The sequence below is a fragment of the Streptomyces sp. genome (assembly GCF_035563135.1).
Taxonomy (GTDB): Bacteria; Actinomycetota; Actinomycetes; order Streptomycetales; family Streptomycetaceae; genus Streptomyces.
This window is the reverse complement of record NZ_DATMVN010000136.1, coordinates 1-19,127: the sequence shown is the minus strand read 5'-3', so window position 1 is coordinate 19,127 and position 19,127 is coordinate 1. Positions and strand designations below refer to the sequence as shown.

Annotated in this window: 19 protein-coding genes; 15 read left to right on the top strand and 4 right to left on the bottom strand. The window is 70.7% G+C overall.

All coding sequences use genetic code 11. The annotated features are described in order from the left end of the window. Nucleotides 1–18: 18 nt before the first annotated feature. On the top strand, nt 19–819 hold the full coding sequence (locus VN520_RS05810; RefSeq protein WP_325745760.1) for an inositol monophosphatase family protein: 801 nt from the start codon (nt 19–21) through the stop codon (nt 817–819). Between the two features lie 100 nt (nt 820–919). On the opposite strand, the gene VN520_RS05805 is transcribed toward VN520_RS05810, so the two are convergent. Then, nucleotides 920–1,093, bottom strand: coding sequence for a hypothetical protein (locus tag VN520_RS05805; RefSeq protein WP_164992724.1), 174 nt, complete (start codon nt 1,091–1,093; stop codon nt 920–922). Between the two features lie 360 nt (nt 1,094–1,453). On the opposite strand from VN520_RS05805, the gene VN520_RS05800 reads away from it, so the two are divergent. The 4 genes from VN520_RS05800 to VN520_RS05785 all read left to right on the top strand — a co-directional run bounded on the left by VN520_RS05800 (nt 1,454) and on the right by VN520_RS05785 (nt 5,020). Continuing rightward, complete coding sequence (locus VN520_RS05800) at nt 1,454–2,107, top strand: response regulator transcription factor (protein WP_325745759.1); 654 nt, start codon at nt 1,454–1,456, stop codon at nt 2,105–2,107. Nucleotides 2,108–2,114: 7 nt separating this feature from the next. Further along, a complete protein-coding gene (locus tag VN520_RS05795) occupies nt 2,115–3,356 on the top strand; it encodes a sensor histidine kinase (RefSeq protein WP_325745758.1) in 1,242 nt (413 codons plus the stop codon). A gap of 404 nt (nt 3,357–3,760) precedes the next feature. Beyond that, nucleotides 3,761–4,057 carry a DUF4193 domain-containing protein gene (locus VN520_RS05790; RefSeq protein WP_003965732.1) on the top strand — a complete coding sequence of 99 codons (297 nt, stop codon included), beginning with the start codon at nt 3,761–3,763 and terminating at the stop codon, nt 4,055–4,057. 12 nt (nt 4,058–4,069) lie between these two features. Next, complete coding sequence (locus VN520_RS05785) at nt 4,070–5,020, top strand: hypothetical protein (RefSeq protein WP_325745757.1); 951 nt, start codon at nt 4,070–4,072, stop codon at nt 5,018–5,020. A 7-nt stretch (nt 5,021–5,027) separates the two neighbouring features. Here the strand turns inward: VN520_RS05785 and VN520_RS05780 are convergent, their stop codons facing one another. Beyond that, nucleotides 5,028–5,483, bottom strand: a complete 456-nt coding sequence (locus VN520_RS05780; RefSeq protein ID WP_325745756.1) for a DUF3093 domain-containing protein — start codon at nt 5,481–5,483, stop codon at nt 5,028–5,030. A gap of 58 nt (nt 5,484–5,541) precedes the next feature. Between VN520_RS05780 and VN520_RS05775 the strand changes: the two genes are divergently transcribed. From VN520_RS05775 to VN520_RS05740, 8 genes are all read left to right on the top strand, one after another. Further along, a complete protein-coding gene (locus VN520_RS05775; protein ID WP_325745755.1) occupies nt 5,542–6,126 on the top strand; it encodes a PaaI family thioesterase in 585 nt (194 codons plus the stop codon). Continuing rightward, on the top strand, nt 6,126–6,653 hold the full coding sequence (dut, locus tag VN520_RS05770; protein ID WP_325745754.1) for a dUTP diphosphatase: 528 nt from the start codon (nt 6,126–6,128) through the stop codon (nt 6,651–6,653). Before VN520_RS05775 ends, dut begins: the two co-directional genes overlap by 1 nt. A gap of 1 nt (nt 6,654) precedes the next feature. Beyond that, nucleotides 6,655–7,425, top strand: a complete 771-nt coding sequence (locus VN520_RS05765) for a DUF3710 domain-containing protein (protein ID WP_325745753.1) — start codon at nt 6,655–6,657, stop codon at nt 7,423–7,425. 137 nt (nt 7,426–7,562) lie between these two features. Further along, nucleotides 7,563–8,297, top strand: coding sequence for an ABC transporter ATP-binding protein (locus VN520_RS05760; RefSeq protein ID WP_325745752.1), 735 nt, complete (start codon nt 7,563–7,565; stop codon nt 8,295–8,297). Nucleotides 8,298–8,449: 152 nt separating this feature from the next. Then, a complete protein-coding gene (locus VN520_RS05755) occupies nt 8,450–10,993 on the top strand; it encodes an ATP-binding protein (protein ID WP_325745751.1) in 2,544 nt (847 codons plus the stop codon). A gap of 49 nt (nt 10,994–11,042) precedes the next feature. Beyond that, on the top strand, nt 11,043–11,750 hold the full coding sequence (locus VN520_RS05750; protein ID WP_325745750.1) for a response regulator: 708 nt from the start codon (nt 11,043–11,045) through the stop codon (nt 11,748–11,750). Between the two features lie 70 nt (nt 11,751–11,820). Further along, nucleotides 11,821–12,237: an OB-fold nucleic acid binding domain-containing protein gene (locus tag VN520_RS05745; protein WP_325745749.1), complete on the top strand. Its 417-nt coding sequence runs from the start codon at nt 11,821–11,823 to the stop codon at nt 12,235–12,237. A gap of 3 nt (nt 12,238–12,240) precedes the next feature. Continuing rightward, entirely contained in the window at nt 12,241–13,011 is a 771-nt protein-coding gene (locus VN520_RS05740; RefSeq protein ID WP_325745748.1) for a DUF3159 domain-containing protein, read from the top strand. Nucleotides 13,012–13,085: 74 nt separating this feature from the next. Here VN520_RS05740 and VN520_RS05735 read toward each other — a convergent pair whose 3' ends face one another. Together VN520_RS05735 and VN520_RS05730 are read right to left on the bottom strand one after the other, a co-directional pair. Next, the gene (locus VN520_RS05735; protein ID WP_325745747.1) at nt 13,086–13,763 is read right to left on the bottom strand and encodes a TrkA family potassium uptake protein; all 678 of its coding nucleotides are present in this window, start codon (nt 13,761–13,763) and stop codon (nt 13,086–13,088) included. After that, the gene (locus VN520_RS05730) at nt 13,763–14,431 is read right to left on the bottom strand and encodes a potassium channel family protein (RefSeq protein ID WP_014153600.1); all 669 of its coding nucleotides are present in this window, start codon (nt 14,429–14,431) and stop codon (nt 13,763–13,765) included. The genes VN520_RS05735 and VN520_RS05730 overlap by 1 nt, the downstream gene beginning before the upstream one ends. Before the next feature lie 404 nt (nt 14,432–14,835). Here VN520_RS05730 and VN520_RS05725 point away from each other — a divergent pair, with 404 nt between their 5' ends. Then, complete coding sequence (locus VN520_RS05725; RefSeq protein ID WP_325745746.1) at nt 14,836–16,887, top strand: APC family permease; 2,052 nt, start codon at nt 14,836–14,838, stop codon at nt 16,885–16,887. 109 nt (nt 16,888–16,996) lie between these two features. Beyond that, the gene (locus VN520_RS05720; RefSeq protein ID WP_325745745.1) at nt 16,997–18,355 is read left to right on the top strand and encodes a class I SAM-dependent RNA methyltransferase; all 1,359 of its coding nucleotides are present in this window, start codon (nt 16,997–16,999) and stop codon (nt 18,353–18,355) included. The last annotated feature ends 772 nt before the right edge of the window (nt 18,356–19,127 follow it).

Genomic DNA, 19,127 nt, shown 5'->3' with positions numbered 1-19,127 from the left:
GACCACGTCTGGAGCGCCGTGACCGACCCCCTGCTGTCCGACCTGCTCGACCTCGCCCTGGAGGCGGCCCGCCGGGCCGGCGCGCTGCTGCGCGACGGCCGTCCCGCCGACCTCGGGGTGGCCGCGACGAAGTCCAGCCCGATCGACGTCGTCACCGAGATGGACATCCGGGCGGAGAAGCTGATCACCGGCTACCTCTCCGAGCACCGTCCCGCCGACGGTTTCCTCGGCGAGGAGGGCGCCAGTGCCGAGGGCACCAGCGGCATCCGGTGGGTCATCGACCCGCTCGACGGCACGGTGAACTACCTCTACGGCCTTCCGACGTGGGCCGTCTCCATCGCTGCCGAGCGCGACGGCGAACGGGTCGTCGGCGTGGTGGAGGCCCCGATGCGGCGTGAGACGTTCCACGCGGTGCTCGGCGGCGGCGCGTACGGCAACGGGGACACGCTGAAGTGCCGTCCCACGGCCCCTCTCGACCAGGCCCTCGTGTCGACCGGCTTCAACTACGTCACCGGGGTCCGCACCCACCAGGCGGCCGTGGCCCAGCAGCTGATTCCGCAGCTGCGTGACATCCGGCGCGGGGGATCGGCGGCCGTCGACCTCTGCGACGTGGCGGCCGGCCGGCTCGACGGCTACTACGAGCGCGGACTGCACGCGTGGGACGTCGCGGCGGGTGATCTCATCGCCCGGGAGGCCGGCGCGCTCACCGGTGGCCGGCCCGGACGCCCTGCGGACGGTGACCTGACGGTCGCGGCGACACCCGGGGTCTTCGAACCGCTGCAGGCCCTCCTCGAGGAACTGGGAGCCTGGCACGACTGACGTACGCCCTCCCGAGCCGGCTGCGGCGCCCAGGAAGGGGCGGGCGGCACACGGGAGGGCCCCGGGGAGCCATGGCTCCCCGGGGCCCTCCCGCGACGGCTCAGACGCTCGTGGCGCCGATTTCCACGCCGTGCTCGGCGGCGAGGCGGTGCAGGTCGTCCAGCTCTCCCTGCTCGACATCCGCGAGGAAGTCGTCGCCCGTCTCGCGAGCCCTCGTGAGGTCGGACTCGGTGGTCTTGATTCGTTGCAGCAGACCTGCGGTGAAAGCGTCCATGAAGCGCCCCCTCGTCGTGGGTCGGTGGCACGGGGGTGTGCCCGGTGGTCCTCCGGCACGTCGGCCGGAGTGCGGGTGATCACGCAGTCCCTCTGGATGCAGGACGGGCTGTGGTACGCCATGTGCAGGCGTGATCGCGGGTGTGAGAGCGTCCTCCCCACCGCCGGTCCGCGAGAAACCTCAACTGACCCGGAGATCCGGCCGATTCCCTGGAGCGGCGGCCGTGCCGTGCCGTCTTACCGCCGGTTTATGCGTGTTACGGGCAGGATGGACGCGCACAGTCGGTGCCGCTGACGTGCAGCGAGCGGCCGGAACGAGGCCGCTCACCGTTTTTTCGAAGATCTAGGGAAGGACTGCGCCGTGCGCGTACTCGTCGTCGAGGACGAGCAGCTGCTCGCCGATGCGGTGGCCACCGGGCTGCGCCGGGAGGCCATGGCCGTCGACGTCGTCTACGACGGAGCGGCGGCTCTGGAGCGTGTCGGGGTCAACGACTACGACGTCGTCGTGCTGGACCGGGACCTGCCGGTCGTGCACGGGGACGACGTCTGCCGCAAGATCGTCGAACTCGGCATGCCCACCAGGGTGCTCATGCTCACCGCCTCCGGTGATGTCAGCGACCGGGTCGAAGGCCTGGAACTCGGCGCGGACGACTACCTGCCCAAACCTTTCGCCTTCAGCGAGCTGACGGCACGGGTCCGCGCCCTGGGGCGCCGCACCACGGTCGCGCTGCCGCCCGTGCTGGAGCGGGCCGGCATCAAGCTCGACCCCAACCGCCGCGAGGTCTTCCGGGGCGAGCAGGAGATCCAGCTCGCCCCGAAGGAGTTCGCCGTCCTGGAGGTCCTGATGCGCAGCGAGGGCGCGGTCGTCTCGGCCGAGCAGCTGCTGGAGAAGGCATGGGACGAGAACACCGACCCGTTCACCAACGTGGTGCGTGTCACCGTCATGACCCTGCGCCGCAAGCTCGGCGAGCCGCCCGTCATCGTCACCGTCCCCGGCTCCGGATACCGGATCTGAGGGCGTGATGGCAGCCTCCCCCGCCCCCGTCAAGGCGCCTCCGAAACCGACCTGGGAACCCAAGGCGCAGGAGTCCCCGTACCCGTGGCTGCGCCCGACCATCCGGATACGGCTCACGCTGCTGTACGGCGGCATGTTCCTGATCGCGGGCATCCTCCTGCTGTCGATCATCTACATGCTGGCGGCCCAGGCCCTGAACGACGCGGGCGGCCTGGAATTCCAGGTCAAGGGCACCAACGTGCAGATCTCCAGCGACATGTGCCCGCAGCTCGGCTCCGCGCTGAACAACAGCCAGCTCAACGAGGCGATCAAGGACTGCACCGCGGCGCAGCGGCAGCACGCCCTCGACAGCCTGCTGAACAGGGCGCTGCTGGCTCTCGTGGGCCTCAGCATCATCGCCTTCGCCTTCGGCTACGCCATGGCCGGCCGGGTCCTGTCCCCGCTGGGCCGGATCACCCGTACCGCCCGCAGGGTCGCCGGTACGGACCTGACCCGGCGGATCGAGCTGGACGGGCCGGACGACGAGTTGAAGGAGCTCGCCGACACCTTCGACGAGATGCTGGACCGCCTGGAGCGGGCCTTCACCGCTCAGCAGCGGTTCGTGGGCAACGCCTCGCACGAGCTGCGCACCCCGCTGGCGATCAACCGCACCCTGCTGGAGGTGCACCTCTCCGACCCCGACGCCCCCACGGAGCTCCAGCAGCTCGGCAAGACGCTCCTGGCGACCAACGAGCGCAGCGAGCAGCTGGTCGAAGGGCTGCTGCTGCTCGCCCGCAGCGACAACCAGATCGTCGAGCGCAAACCCGTGGACCTGGCCGAGGTCGCCGGCCGTGCGATCGACCAGGCCAGGGCGGAGGCGGCGGCGAAAGGCGTCGAGGTGCGCGGCGAGCGTGCCCAGGCCGTCGTCCAGGGCAACGGGGTGCTCCTGGAGCGCATCGCGCTGAACCTCGTGCAGAACGCCGTGCGCTACAACGTGGCGGAGGCCGGCTGGGTGGAGGTCGTCACCGAGCTCCAGCACGGGCAGGCGCTCCTGGTGGTCACGAACACCGGGCCCGTGGTTCCCGCCTACGAGATCGACAACCTCTTCGAACCGTTCAGGCGGCTGCGCACGGAGCGCACGGGCAGCGACAAGGGGGTCGGGCTCGGCCTGTCGATCGCGCGATCCGTCGCGCGGGCCCATGGAGGCCGTATCATCGCGGAGCCCCGCGAGGGCGGTGGTCTCGTGATGCGTGTCACCCTGCCGGCCTGAGAGGCCTCACGGTGTGAAACCGCACGGGAGCGCCTTGTTCGCGGTGGGCGGAATTTTTGCACACCGCTTGCGTTCCGCCCTTGTGTGATCGATCACAGAAGCAAATCTCGCTCCCTCCACTCTCCGTGACCGCATCTCTGCCCGAAAGCCTGGAAACGTCCGGGTTTCCGGGGGGCGGTATCACGGGAAGTACACGGGGTGGCGCCCGTGAACCGCAGTGATCGGACCGTGTACGGTCCCCATCGCCACCCAAGCTGATCGCTCACGAGGGATCCGGTTGGGTGTCGATTGAGTAACAGACCTTGATGTGAGGCAAAATCTCCGCCTCAGGTCGGGCACAAGTCCGGCCTCTCACGCGTTACGTGCGCTGAGACACCGCAGACACCCATGAGGGGGAGAGCGACATGGCAACGGATTACGACACCCCACGCAAGACCGACGACGACGTGGACCAGGACAGCCTCGAAGAGCTCAAGGCTCGTCGGAGCGACAAGACGGCATCCGCCGTCGACGTGGACGAGTTCGACGCGGCAGAAGGACTGGAGCTGCCCGGCGCGGACCTGTCCAACGAAGAGCTGGCCGTGCGGGTTCTGCCCAAGCAGGCCGATGAGTTCACCTGCATGAGCTGCTTCCTCGTGCACCACCGGAGCCAGCTGGCGCGGGAGAAGAACGGCCAGCCCATCTGCCGCGACTGCGACTGAGGCAGGCCGGCCGTGGCAGGCGACAAACCGTTCCGGAAGCGGCGCTTGCGGCGCACGAAGTCGTCGGAGGCGCATCAGGGCGGCGCAGGCCCGGCAGAGGGCGAAAACCCCGCTGCCGAACACCGGGCCGCCCTGCCGGCCTCTCCCGGCAGCACACCTGACGACGAGCGGGGCCTCCAGGCCTCGCTCGAAGCGGTGACGGCGGACGGTTCCCCGCCCGAGCCCGGACCGGCCGGGCCCTCCAAGGGCTCCGCCCGCCTGCACACACTGAAACGAGGCGTACACAAGAGCCGGAAGAGCGCCACCGCCGCGGTCGCCATGGTGGCCGACCGCATCATCGACACGGCTCCCCGCATCCCCGTGCGGGATCTCGCCACCCTGCGCGGACAGTTCCCGGGGCTCGGCCCCGAAGAGCTCGCCGACAAGCTCGTCGCGGGCGCGTGCAAGGCCACCGCGACCGTCGGCGCCGGCATCGGGGCGGCGGCGATGATGCCCGTGCCCCCCGCCATGCTCGCCGAGCTGGCAGCCGAGATCACCGGGGTGGCCGCCGTCGAGATGAAGCTCGTCGCCGAGCTTCACGAGGTCTACGGCCGGCGCCCGCCGGGGAACCTCGGCCAGCGCAGCACCGCGTATCTGACGTCCTGGACCGAGGAACGCGGCATCGACGTCTCGCGCCCCACCACGCTCAACGCGGCGCTGGGCGGGCAGATGAAGCGCGAACTGCGTCAGCAGATCATGAAGCGCACCGTGCGCGACCTGCCGAACCTCTTCCCGTTCATGGTCGGTGCCGTCGTCGGCGCACTGATGAACCGACGGGACACCAGAAAGCTCGCCGACCGGGTCAGGAACGACCTGCGGCGCCAGCAGGTCCCCTGGGACCGCCTCCCGGAGCTCCCCCCGCTGGAACAGCCCGCGAAGCCCGCCGAGGAGCTCCCCGAGGGCCTGGACGACCCCGGCCGCTGACCGCTGCTCAGGCGGGCACGGGCGCGAGGGCCGCCACCAGGGCCTGCGGCTCCCGGGTCGACAGATAGACGTACGGCGTCGGGTCGGCCGGATCCGTGACCTTCACCCGCACCGCCGTCGGGACGTAGCTGCGCAGCAGCATGAACGCGCGGGGATCCGCCTTGTACGAACGCCAGGCGCGTGCCTCCTCCCCGTCCAGCACCTCGGCGTCGCCGAGCGCTTCCAGCGGGATCCGGGCATCGCCCGCGACGAGGGCGCCCGCCACGACCCGGATGCGCGCGGAGCCGTAGGAACTCACGCCCGCGCAGGCCGCGGCCGTGCCGGCGACCAGACCGCCGAGCATGGGCAGGGCGCCGAGCGGCAGGAGCATCAGCGCACAGGCGACGCCGATCCCGAAAGCGATGAGCCACCACGAACGGGGTGCGGTGAGACGTTCGTCGAAGGGGGGTGCGGAAGGCTGCATGAAAACAAGCTTGGCACGGCGCGCCCCGCGGCAGGCGGCGCGGGTAAGGTCTGCGCCTGTGAGTGGAACATCTGCACGTCTGACACCCCCGGCCGGAGCGGTGAAGCCGGTCCGGCATCCCGACGCCCCCGCGCCCGGAGAGATCCTCGGCTCCCACTACGAACACTGTTTCGGCTGTGGTGGCGGACAGCCGCACGGACTGCACCTGCGGGCGACGGCCGGAGAGGGCGTGGACGTCACCGCCGAATTCACCGTGAAGCCCGCCCACCAGGGCGCTCCGGGGCTGGCTCACGGAGGTGTCCTGGCCACGGCGATGGACGAGACGCTCGGCGCGCTGAGCTGGCTGCTGCGGGTCATCGCGGTGACCGGACGGCTGGAGACCGACTACGTCCTGCCGGTGCCGGTGGGCACGGTGCTCTTCATGGAGGCCGAGGTCACCGCCGTCCACGGCCGGAAGATCTACTGCCGGGCCACGGGCAGGACCGGGGGCCCCGAGGGGCCCGTCGCGGTCCGTGCGGAAGCCCTCTTCATCGAGGTCAAGGTGGACCACTTCATCGACAACGGACGGCCGGAGGAGATCCAGGCGGCCATGTCCGACCCGGACCAGGTGCGGCGTGCCCGCGCCTTCGAGGTGAACCCCTGATGCGGCACCCCGTCGACGTGCTCATCCGCCGGATCGACCCGGACGTGCCGGTCCCCGGCTACGGGCACCCGGGCGATGCGGGCGCCGATCTGGTCACCACCGAGGCCGCCGAACTCGGGCCGGGCGAACGGGCGGTGCTCCCCACCGGGGTGGCGATCGCGCTGCCCGACGGCTACGCAGCCTTCGTGCACCCCCGTTCGGGCCTCGCGGCCCGCTGCGGAGTGGCCCTCGTGAACGCCCCAGGGACGGTCGATGCCGGGTACCGTGGAGAGATCAAGGTCATCGTGGTCAATCTCGACCCACGCGAGACCGTGAGGTTCGAACGGTTCGACCGGATTGCCCAACTGGTCGTCCAGCAGGTCGAGAAGGTGCGCTTCCACGAGGTGACGGAGCTCCCCGGTTCGGCGCGGGCCGAGGGGGGCTTCGGATCCACCGGCGGTCACGCCGCCGTGGACGGCGTCACGGGCGGTAACACCCAGGGTGGGAACAGCTACGCTTCGGTCGTATCCGACCGGGAAGGACGTTGACGTGTTCGGACGTCGCAAGAACAGTGGTTCCGCCGAGGACACGGCGGACGAAGCGCGCGAGGCCGAGCAGGTCGCCGACGAGCTCGACGACACCGCGGCCGGGAACGGCTCGCGCCGCACGAACCTTCCGCCGGTCCCCCGCCCCGACGGGCCGTGGGACATCTCCGAGGTCTCCCGGCCCGGCGAGGGCCGGGTGGACCTGGGCGGCATCTTCGTGCCCGGGGTCGAGGGCATGGAGCTCCGGGTGGAGGTCGCCGGTGACGCGATCGTCGCGGCCACCGTCGTGCTGCGCGACAGCGCGGTCCAGCTGCAGGCCTTCGCAGCCCCCAAGAAGGAGGGCATCTGGGGCGAGGTGCGCGAGGAGATCGCCTCCGGCATCACCCAGCAGGGCGGGGTCATCGACGAGGTCGAGGGGCCGCTGGGCTGGGAACTGCGCGCCCAGGTCCCCGTACAGCTCCCGGACGGCAAGACCGGCGTACAGCTGGTGCGTTTCGTCGGCGTCGACGGGCCGCGCTGGTTCCTGCGCGGAGTGATCTCCGGCCAGGGCGCGGTGCAGCCGGAGGCCGCCGGGCTGCTGGAGACCATCTTCCGGGACACGGTCGTCGTCCGTGGTGAGGGCCCGATGGCCCCGCGTGACCCGATCGTCCTCAAGCTCCCCAACGACGCCCAGATGGTGCCCGAGGGCGTGCAGCAGGAGGACCAGGAGGGCTCGAAGTTCTCCGGAGGCATGGGCCAGCTCCAGCGCGGACCCGAGATCACCGAGGTGCGCTGACCGCACCCCGGATCTTCCAGGCCGGCGGGCCGCACCCCGGGGAGGGGGTGCGGCCCGCCGGCCTTTCCATTGCCTCACCGGGTGCCTCATGCACATACTGGCGGCTGCCGAAGGAGCGGTACGCACGGGGGAGAGCGATGACACGGAGCACCGGCGGACGGAACGGCACCGCCCCGGCCGGGAGCCCCGCCGGGGGCCCCATGGTGCGGATCGAGGATCTGCACCGCTCGTACGGGGCCGGCACGGCGGCCGTGCACGCCCTGCGGGGGGTCTCCTTCGAGATCGCGCGCGGAGAGCTCGTCGCCCTCAAGGGCCGCTCCGGTTCGGGCAAGACCACCCTGCTCAACCTCGTCGGCGGCCTCGACGCACCGGACAGGGGCCGGATCACGGTGGGCGGCACCGACCTCTCCGGGCTCGGCGAGGACGGGCTGCTGGAGCTGCGCAGGGACCGGATCGGCTTCATCTTCCAGTCGTTCGGTCTGATCCCGATCCTGACCGCGGCGGAGAACGTCGGCATACCCATGCGCCTGCGCAGGACCGGCCCTCACGAGCGCGAGGAGCGGGTGGCACTGCTGCTCTCCCTGGTGGGCCTCGGCGACCACGCCGGGCAGCGCCCCGGGGAGCTCTCCGGCGGCCAGCAGCAGCGTGTCGCCATCGCCCGCGCGCTCGCCAACCGGCCCGCCCTCCTGATCGCCGACGAGCCCACGGGGCAGCTCGACGCGGAGACCGGGCTCGCGGTCATGCAGCTGCTGCGGGCCGTGGTGCGCAGCGAGGGCGTCACCGTCCTCGTCGCCACCCACGACCCCCAGCTGCTCGGCTTCGCCGACCGGGTCCTGGAGCTCAGCGACGGGCACATCGTCGAGCAGGCGTAGGGCCTGGCGGCCGTGGGCACCGGCCCCGCGTCAGAATCCCGTCAATACGGACCCGGCGCCCGGCCCCGGCACCGTATGCCGGAAATTCTCGGGGTAGCTTCGAGACCGGCTCCCGCATCTGCGGCGGCCGGTTCAGAGAAGACAATGGGGCCATGGCACGCGGCAAGCTTCGGATCTACCTGGGCGCGGCACCCGGCGTCGGCAAGACGTACGCGATGCTGTCCGAGGCCCACCGCCGGGTGGAGCGGGGCACGGACTGCGTCGTGGCGTTCGTGGAGCACCACGACCGGCCGCGCACCGAGGTGCTGCTGCACGGCCTGGAGCAGATCCGCCGGCGCGACATCGAACACCGCTCGGCCGTCTTCGCCGAGATGGACGTCGACGCCGTCCTGGAACGGGCGCCGGCCGTCGCCCTCGTCGACGAACTCGCCCACACCAACGTGCCGGGCTCCCGCAACGCCAAGCGCTGGCAGGACGTCGAGGAGCTGCTCAAGGCCGGGATCGACGTGGTCTCCACCGTCAACATCCAGCACCTGGAGTCCCTCGGCGACGTCGTGGAGTCGATAACCGGCGTGCGCCAGCAGGAGACCATCCCCGACGAGGTCGCCCGCCGGGCCGACCAGATCGAACTCGTCGACATGTCGCCCCAGGCACTGCGCCGCCGCATGGCCCACGGCAACATCTACCAGTCCGACAAGGTCGACGCGGCCCTGTCCAACTACTTCCGCCCCGGCAACCTCACCGCCCTGCGCGAGCTGGCCCTCCTCTGGGTCGCCGACCGGGTCGACGAATACCTCCAGCAGTACCGCGGCGAACACGACATCAGCGCCCCGTGGCAGGCCCGCGAGCGCATCGTCGTCGGGCTGACCGGCGGGCCCGAGGGCCGCACCCTCATCCGCCGCGCCTCACGGATGGCCGCCAAGGGCTCCGGCAGCGAGATCCTCGCGGTGTACGTCGCCCGCAGCGACGGACTGACCTCCGCCTCGCCCAAGGAACTCGCGGTCCAGCGCACCCTCGTCGAGGACCTCGGGGGCACCTTCCACCACGTCATCGGCGACGACATCCCCTTCGCTCTCCTCGCCTTCGCCCGGGGTGTGAACGCCACCCAGATCGTCCTGGGCTCCAGCCGCCGCAAGACCTGGCAGTACGTCTACGGCCCCGGGGTCGGCGCCACCGTCGCCCGCGAGTCGGGCCCCGACCTCGACGTGCACATCGTCACGCACGAAGAGGTCGCCAAGGGGCGCGGGCTGCCCATCGCGCGCGGCGCCCGGCTCAGCCGCACCCGGATCATGTCCGGCTGGGTGGCGGGGGTCGGCGGACCGGCCCTCCTGACCCTCCTCCTGCACAGCCTGGAGAACGGGCCCGGCCTGGCCAACGACGTCCTGCTCTTCCTCTTCCTGACCGTCGCCGCGGCCCTGCTCGGCGGCCTGGCGCCCGCGCTCGCCTCGGCCGCCGCCGGTTCGCTGCTCCTGAACTACTGGTTCACACCGCCGACCCACACCCTGACCGTCCAGGACCCGGAGAACTTCGTCGCCATCGTGATCTTCTTCGCGGTGGCGGTCGCGGTCGCCTCCGTGGTCGACCTCGCGGCCCGGCGCACCCATCAGGCGGCGCGGCTGCGCGCGGAGTCGGAGATCCTCTCGACGCTCGCCGGGAGCGTCCTGCGGGGCGAGACGGCCCTGGACGCCCTGCTGAGCCGGGTCCGTGAGACCTTCGGTATGGAATCCGTCGCCCTCCTGGAGCGGCAGAGCGACGTCGACCCCTGGACGTGTGCCGGCTCCGTCGGGCCCGCGCCGGTGGCCCGGCCCGACGACGCGGACGTGGACATGCCCGTCGGCGACCACATGGCGCTGGCGCTCTCCGGCCGTGTGCTGCCCGCGGAGGACCGCAGGGTCCTCGGCGCCTTCGCCGCGCAGGCCGCCGTCGTGCTCGACCGGCAGCGCCTGGTGGGAGAGGCGGAGGCCGCCAGGCGGCTGGCCGAGGGCAACCGCATCAGGACCGCGCTGCTCGCCGCCGTCAGCCACGACCTGCGCACCCCGCTGGCCGCCATCAAGGCCGCGGTGAGCTCCCTGCGCTCCGACGACGTCTCCTGGTCCGAGGCGGACGAGGCGGAGCTCCTCGCGGCCATCGAGGACGGCGCGGACCGCCTGGACCACCTGGTCGGCAACCTGCTCGACATGTCGCGCCTGCAGACCGGCACGGTCACCCCGCTGATCCGCGAGCTCGACCTCGACGAGGTCGTCCCGATGGCCCTCGGCGGTGTACCGGAGGGCAGTGTCGACCTGGACATCCCCGAGACGCTGCCCATGGTCGCCGTCGACCCGGGGCTGCTGGAGCGGGCCGTCGCCAACATCGTCGAGAACGCCGTCAAGTACAGCCCCGGCCGGGAACGCGTCACCGTCGCCGCCAGCGCCCTGGGCGAACGCGTCGAGCTCCGCGTCGCCGACCGGGGCCGCGGAGTCCCCGACGAGGCCAAGGAACGCATATTCGAGCCGTTCCAGCGGTACGGCGACGCCCCGCGCGGTGCCGGGGTCGGCCTCGGGCTCGCCGTCGCCCGCGGCTTCGTGGAGTCCATGGGCGGCACCCTGGACGCCGAGGACACCCCCGGCGGCGGGCTCACCATGGTCCTCACCCTCACCGCCGCTCCGGGACAGGTGCGGGCCGGCCCCGTGCCGTCCGTACGCCTCACCTCATGAGATCCCCGGGGCCCGCCCCGTACACGTATTCCGGAAAGGCAGGTCCGCGATGACCCGGGTGCTCGTGGTCGACGACGAGCCGCAGATCGTACGCGCGCTCGTGATCAACCTGAAGGCGCGCAGGTACGAGGTGGACGCGGCGCCCGACGGGGCGACCGCCCTGCAGCTCGCGGCGGCGCGCCATCCCGACGTCGTCGTCCTCGACCTGGGGCTGCCGGACATGGACGGCGTCGAGGTGATCAGGGGGCTGCGAGGGTGGACCCGGGTGCCGGTCCTCGTGCTCTCCGCCCGTCACACCTCCGACGAGAAGGTCGAGGCGCTGGACGCCGGCGCCGACGACTACGTCACCAAGCCGTTCGGCATGGACGAGCTGCTGGCCCGGCTGCGCGCGGCCGTGCGCCGTGCGGAACCGGTCGGTCAGGACGGCGGCGACGGCCTGGTGATCGTCGAGACCGAGGGGTTCACCGTCGACCTGGCGGCGAAGAAGGTCCACCGGGAGGGCCGCGACGTGCGGCTCACGCCTACCGAGTGGCACCTCCTGGAGGTCCTCGTCCGCAACGCGGGGCGGCTCGTCAGCCAGAAACAGCTCCTCCAGGAGGTCTGGGGGCCCTCGTACGGCACCGAGACCAACTATCTGCGGGTCTACATGGCGCAGCTGCGCCGCAAGCTGGAGGCGGACCCCTCGCACCCCAGGCACTTCGTGACCGAGCCGGGCATGGGCTACCGCTTCGAGCGGGGACGGCCCGTCCCGGACTGATCCGGGTCACTCGTCCGGGTGGCATGTGAGCGGGCCCGCCCCCACCGCGGGAGACCGGTACCCTTCGGATATGAGCGCTGTTCCCCGACCGGAGAAGCCAGGCAGGGCGGAGAGGCCGTCCGGCCGCTTCCGCCGCATGCTCGGCCGGCTGTCCAGCTCCCAGGAGGACCTCGAGTCCGAGGAGCTGCGGGAGGACGCGCACGCATCGGGCTGCACGCGGATCTCCGAGTGCACGGACCGCCAGATCGTCAAGGTCACTGGTACCTTGCGGACGGTCACCCTGCGTCCGCGGGCCGGAGTGCCCGCCCTGGAGGCGGAGCTCTTCGACGGCACCGCGCCGCTCGACGTGGTCTGGCTGGGCCGGCGTTCCATCGTCGGCATCGAACCGGGCCGCAAGCTCATCGCGTCGGGCCGCGTGGCCATGAGCCACGGGCGCCGGGTGCTGTTCAACCCCAAATACGAACTCCGACCGCTCGGCAAGGAGTAGCCGGTGACGTCTCTCGACAAGCCGACGTCCGACACGGACCAGCCCCACCGCACCGACCAGCAGGACACCGACGCGAAGGCGGTCACGGAAGCCGCCCTCTTCGAGGCCTTCGGCGGCGTGCGCGGCATGGTGGAGACAGTCCTGCCCGGACTGCTCTTCGTCACGATCTTCACCGTCAACAAGGATCTGAAGGCCTCGGCCGTCGCCGCCCTGGTGGTCTCCCTCGCCCTCGTCGCCGTACGGCTGATCCGCAAGGACACCGTCAAGCACGCCTTCAGCGGCGTCTTCGGCGTGGGCTTCGGTGTCGTCTTCGCGATGATGACCGGCAACGCCAAGGACTTCTACCTGCCGGGCATGGTCTACACGCTCGGACTGGCCCTCGCCTACCTCATCACGACACTCGCCGGGGTGCCGCTGATCGGACTGGTCCTCGGCCCGGTCTTCAAGGAGAACCTCTCCTGGCGGACCAGGAACCCCGGCCGCAAGAAGGCGTACGCCAAGGCCAGTTACGCCTGGGGGCTGATCCTGCTCGCCAAGTGCGCGATCCTCTTCCCGCTGTACTGGTGGGCCGACACCACCCAGCTCGGCTGGGTGCTGGTCGCGCTCAAGATCCCGCCGTTCCTGCTCGCGGTGTATCTGACCTGGGTCTTCCTCGCCAAGGCGCCGCCGCCCATCGACGTCTTCGCCGAGATGGAGGCGCAGGAACAGGCCGAGAAGGACCGCAAGGCGGAGCAGAGCGCCCGGGCCGCGGAGGCCCGCACCTACGACCTCTGACCCACCCGCGGTACGTACGCGAGGGGCCCCGGACCGAGTCACAGGTCCGGGGCCCCTCGCGCAGGTGTGCCCGCTCAGTCCCCGGCGGGCTCGCGGCGGACCGACAGCAGGTCCTCCAGCTGCTCCTCGCGCGCCTGGGCGGCCACGAACAGCAGCTCGTCCCCGGCCTCCAGGGTCTCCTCGGGGCTCGGCGTCAGCACGCGCGTGCCACGGATGATCGTGACGAGCGAGGTGTCCTCGGGCCACGCCACATCGCTCACCCGGGTGCCGGCCAGCGCCGACTCCGGGGGCAGCGTCAGCTCGACCAGGTTGGCGTCGCCGTGGCTGAAGCGCAGCAGCCGGACCAGATCGCCGACGCTCACCGCCTCCTCGACCAGGGCGGACATCAGACGCGGAGTGGAGACCGCCACATCGACGCCCCAGGACTCGTTGAACAGCCACTCGTTCTTCGGGTTGTTCACCCGGGCGACGACCCTCGGGACGCCGTACTCGGTCTTGGCGAGCAGCGAGACGACCAGGTTGACCTTGTCGTCACCCGTCGCGGCGATCACGACGTTGCACCGCTGGAGCGCCGCCTCGTCGAGGGACGTGATCTCGCAGGCGTCCGCGAGGAGCCACTCGGCCATCGGGACCCGCTCCACCGAGATGGCGGTCGGCGCCTTGTCGATCAGCAGCACCTCGTGCCCGTTCTCCAGGAGCTCGGCCGCGATGGAACGGCCCACCGCACCGGCCCCGGCAATCGCGACGCGCATCAGTGACCGCCCTCCTCGGGACCTTCGGCAAAGGCCTCCTCGACCTTCGCGATCTCGTCCGTACGCATCATCACGTGGACCAGGTCGCCCTCCTGCAGAACCGTCTGCGACGTGGGCAGTATGGCCTCACCCAACCGGGTGAGGAAGGCGACGCGGACGCCCGTCTCCTCCTGCAGTGTGCTGATCTTGTGCCCGATCCAGGACGGCGTGGTGTGCACCTCGGCGAGCTGCACACCACCGCTCGGGTCGCGCCACAGCGGCTCCGCGCCCGACGGCAGCAGCCGCCGGAGCATCTGGTCCGCCGTCCAGCGGACCGTGGCGACCGTGGGGATGCCCAGACGCTGGTAGACCTCGGCACGGCGCGGGTCGTAGATGCGCGCCGCGACGTTCTCGATGCCGAACATCTCGCGGGCCACCCGGGCGGCGATGATGTTGGAGTTGTCCCCGCTGCTGACGGCCGCGAACGCTCCGGCCTCCTCGATCCCCGCCTCGCGCAGGGTGTCCTGGTCGAAGCCGACCCCGCTGACCCGCCTGCCGCCGAACCCGGAACCGAGCCGGCGGAACGCCGTGGGGTCCTGGTCGATCACGGCGACCGTGTGCCCCTGCTGCTCCAGGGTCTGCGCGAGAGCGGCTCCGACGCGCCCGCAGCCCATGATGACGATGTGCACCTTGCGCCTACCCCGCCGTCCTGGTCGTCCGGATGACCTGCGAAAACACCCTGCTCACACTTCTCTCTCCGCTTGCGGCGCACACAATGGGGCAACCACCTTCGGGGCCGCCCGTGGATGAGCTTATGCGGCCACGTGCACGCCGCCTCATCCGAGTGTGCGTACCCCACAGGCCGATGAGCAAAAGGGGAGCGGCGGGCCGGGGGAGCGGTCGCCACGCGGAGGTGGGGGCGGCTGCGGGGACGGAAGGGGGCGGGCCCAGGCTCCGGCCCGTCCGTGCCGCAAGGATTTCGTTAAGGATTCCATGGACTTTTCCGGTGAGGGCGGGTAATTATGAAGGTTTTCCGGGCGCCGAGGGGGTGGTGCTTCGGCGGCGTGTCCCGGCAGCGCTTACGATCCTCACCGTGTCCAAACTGACCGACGTGCCCAAACGGATCCTGATCGGCCGGGCGCTGCGCAGCGACAAGCTGGGGGAAACGCTCCTCCCCAAGCGCATCGCGCTCCCCGTCTTCGCATCCGACCCACTGTCCTCCGTTGCGTACGCACCCGGAGAAGTCCTCCTCGTGCTGTCCATCGCGGGCGTGTCGGCGTACCACTTCAGTCCGTGGATCGCGCTGGCGGTCGTGGTCCTGATGTTCACCGTCGTCGCCTCGTACCGGCAGAACGTCCGCGCGTATCCGAGCGGGGGCGGTGACTACGAGGTCGCCAACACCAACCTCGGCCCCAAGGCCGGTCTGACCGTCGCCAGCGCCCTCCTCGTCGACTACGTCCTCACCGTCGCCGTGTCGATCTCCTCGGGCGTGGAGAACCTCGGCTCCGCCATCCCCTTCGTCATCGAGCACAAGACGTTCTGCGCCATAGGGGCCATCGTGCTGCTGACGCTGATGAACCTGCGCGGCGTCAAGGAGTCCGGCAAGCTCTTCGCCATCCCGACGTACCTCTTCGTGGCCGGCGTCTTCGCGATGATCGCCTGGGGCGCGTTCCGGGGACTGGTCCTCGGCGACACCATGCACGCGCCGACCTCCGACTACGAGATCAAGCCCGAGCACCAGGGGCTGGCCGGCTTCGCACTCGTCTTCCTGCTCCTGCGCGCCTTCTCCTCCGGCTGCGCCGCGCTCACCGGTGTCGAGGCGATCAGCAACGGCGTCCCCGCCTTCCGCAAGCCGAAGAGCAAGAACGCCGCGACCACCCTCGCCGCGATGGGCCTGCTGGCCGTGACCATGTTCTGCGGCATCATCGGCCTCGCCATGGCCACCGACGTGAAGATGGCCGAGAACCCCGCGAAGGACCTCATCCACAACGGCGTCGCGGTCGGCGCGAGCTTCGTCCAGGACCCGGTGATCTCCCAGGTCGCCGCAGCGGTCTTCGGCGAAGGCACGTTCCTCTTCGTCTTCCTCGCGGCGGCCACCGCCCTCGTGCTCTTCCTCGCCGCGAACACCGCGTACAACGGCTTCCCGCTGCTCGGCTCGATCCTCGCCCAGGACCGCTACCTGCCCCGCCAGCTCCACACCCGCGGAGACCGGCTGGCCTTCTCCAACGGCATCGTGCTGCTCGCCGGGGCCGCGATCCTGCTCGTCTGGATCTACGGGGCCGACTCGACCCGGCTCATCCAGCTCTACATCGTCGGCGTCTTCGTCTCCTTCACGCTCAGCCAGACCGGCATGGTGCGGCACTGGAACCGGCACCTGCGCACCGAGAAGGACCCGGCGCAGCGACGGCACATGATCCGCTCCCGGGCGATCAACACCTTCGGCGCGTTCTTCACCGGCCTGGTCCTGGTCGTCGTCCTGGCCACCAAGTTCACCCACGGCGCCTGGGTCGCGCTGCTCGGCATGGTGATCTTCTTCGGCACGATGACCGCGATCCGCAGGCACTACGACCGGGTCGCCGAGGAGATCGCCGCGTCCGACACCCCGTCCGACGACACCGTCCGGCCCTCGCGGGTCCACTCCATCGTCCTGGTCTCCCGGATCCACCGCCCCACGCTGCGTGCGCTCGCCTACGCCAAGCTGGTGCGTTCGGACCAGCTGGAGGCGCTCTCCATCAGCGTCGACCCGGCCGAGACCAAGGCGCTCAAGGAGGACTGGGAGCGGCGGGGCATCGACATCCCGCTGAAGATCCTCGACTCGCCCTACCGCGAGGTGACCCGGCCGGTCATCGAGTACGTCAAGAGCCTGCGCAAGGACCGCCCGCGCGATGTGATCAGCGTCTACATCCCCGAGTACGTGGTCGGCCACTGGTACGAGCACCTGCTGCACAACCAGAGCGCGCTGCGGCTCAAGGGCCGGCTCCTGTTCACACCGGGCGTGATGGTGACCTCGGTGCCCTACCAGCTGGAATCCTCCGAGGCGGCGAAGGTCCGGGCCAGGAAGCGTGCGGACTGGAACGCCCCGGGATCGGTCCGCCGCGGCCCCGTCGAACGGCGGCAGCACAAGGAGCCCAGCCACAAGGGCTGACGCGGCGGTCCGTCTGTGGTAAGCGGCCGGCTCAGGCCCACGTAGACTGGTGGGCTGTTGTCCGGCCGCTCGCCGTTTCCTTCTTCCTGACCTCTGGAGCCACCCCCTCATGCAGAACGAATCCACCTCGTCGCAGACCGGGGAGACGCAGGCCGGGGAGTCCCTGATCGGCCGGGAGTACGAGGTCGAGGTCGGCCCCGTCGCCCACGGCGGCCACTGCATCGCCCGCACCGACGAGGGCCAGGTCCTCTTCGTGCGCCACACCCTGCCCGGCGAGAAGGTCGTCGCCCGGGTCACCGAGGGCGGGAGCGGCTCACGCTTCCTGCGCGCCGACGCGGTCACGGTCGTCGAGGCCTCCAAGGACCGGGTCGAGGCCCCCTGTCCGTACGCCGGCCCCGGCAAGTGCGGCGGCTGCGACTGGCAGCACGCCAAGCCCGGCGCCCAGCGCCGCCTCAAGGGCGAAGTGATCACCGAACAGCTCCAGCGCCTGGCGGGCCTGACGCCCGAGGAGGCCGGCTGGGACGGCACGGTCATGCCGGCCGAGGGTGACAAGCTCCCGCCGGGCGAGGTCCCGGCGTGGCGCACGCGCGTCCAGTACGCGATCGGCGAGGACGGCCTGGCCGGACTGCGCAAGCACCGCTCGCACGAGGTCCAGCCGATCGACCGCTGCCTGATCGCCGCCCCCGGGGTCTCCGAACTCGGCATCGAGAAGCAGGACTGGCCGCAGATGGCCGCGGTGGAGGCCATCGCCGCGACCGGCTCGCACGACCGCCAGGTCATCCTGACGCCCCGGGAGGGCGGCCGGCTGCCGCTCGTGGAGCTGGACAAGCCGGTCTCCGTCCTCCGGGTCGAGGAGAAGGACGGCGGCGTCCACCGTGTCCACGGCCGCGCCTTCGTCCGCGAGCGCGCCGACGACCGCACGTACCGCGTCGGCTCGGGCGGCTTCTGGCAGGTGCACCCGCAGGCGGCCGACACCCTGGTCCGCGCGGTCATGCAGGGCCTGCTGCCCCGCAAGAACGACACGGCGCTGGACCTCTACTGCGGCGTCGGCCTGTTCGCGGGAGCCATCGGCCAGCGCATCGGCGAGAAGGGCGCGGTGCTGGGCATCGAGTCCGGCAAGCGCGCGGTCGAGGACGCCCGGCACAACCTGAAGGACCTGGACCGGGTCCGCATCGAACACGGCAAGGTCGACCAGGTGCTGCCGCGCACGGGCATCACGGAGTGCGACCTGATCGTCCTGGACCCGCCCCGCGCGGGCGCGGGCAAGGCGACGGTCAAGCAGCTGGCCGCGCTGGGGGCCCGGCGCATCGCGTACGTGGCGTGCGACCCGGCGGCGCTGGCGCGGGACCTGGCGTACTTCCGGGACGGGGGGTACAAGGTGCGGACGCTGCGGGCGTTCGACCTGTTCCCGATGACCCACCATGTGGAGTGCGTGGCGATCCTTGAACCGGCCGCGAAGGGCTCCTGACCTGCGGTTTCTCCCGTGCGCATTATGTGCGGTGTGGGCGTTACGGGCGATATCTTGACGTTGAAATGACGCTCATTTGACGCTCGTTCTGATGGGTGTCAGGCGCCTTGTCGGCAGGTCAAACCCTGTCGAGATGGCGAGCATCGATGGGGCGCCGAGGGCAGGCGACGCTGAGCGCAGACCTACTGAGTCGTGCTGATCAGATGTCCTGGAAGAGACCAGCCAGCGCGCTGAGCTGCAATGGTGAGGGGGGCTCGGGCTCTGACCTGCGCGAATGATCTTTCACTTGTTTCCTGATCGTGCCGATTGATGAAGCCGGAAGTCCCAGAAAAGTCCCAGAGGACTCCCACGGCTGACAGACGCCCTTTCGGTTCTACTCGACGTAGGGCAGCGGGGCGGGGCTGTGCGCTGGAGGTCGGCTTTGCTCCTCCGTGGCAATAGGTGGCTCGCCTCCGCTCGCGCGGGGGAGGACGCCTGCCATGGCCCGCACGTAGATCGTCGCTCCCGTGGCTCGCAGCTCGTGACTGCAACTGCTCACGGACCTGACCGCCTCTCCCGCCTTGCAGGGAAGAAGCCGGCACGGTCGCCTTCTTGCAGACCGAACCGGTGGGTGCGGGCTTGGGCGATGACGTCTAGGTGCAATACCGGTGATTTAGGTGGTTTTCTGGCGTCTACTGGTTGCTTTGGTGGGTGGGACGAGTGTGATTGCCCTGGTGGGTGGTTGGGGTGGGTTGCGGTGGTGGGTGTGTTTGAGGTGCCAGTTGCTCATCTT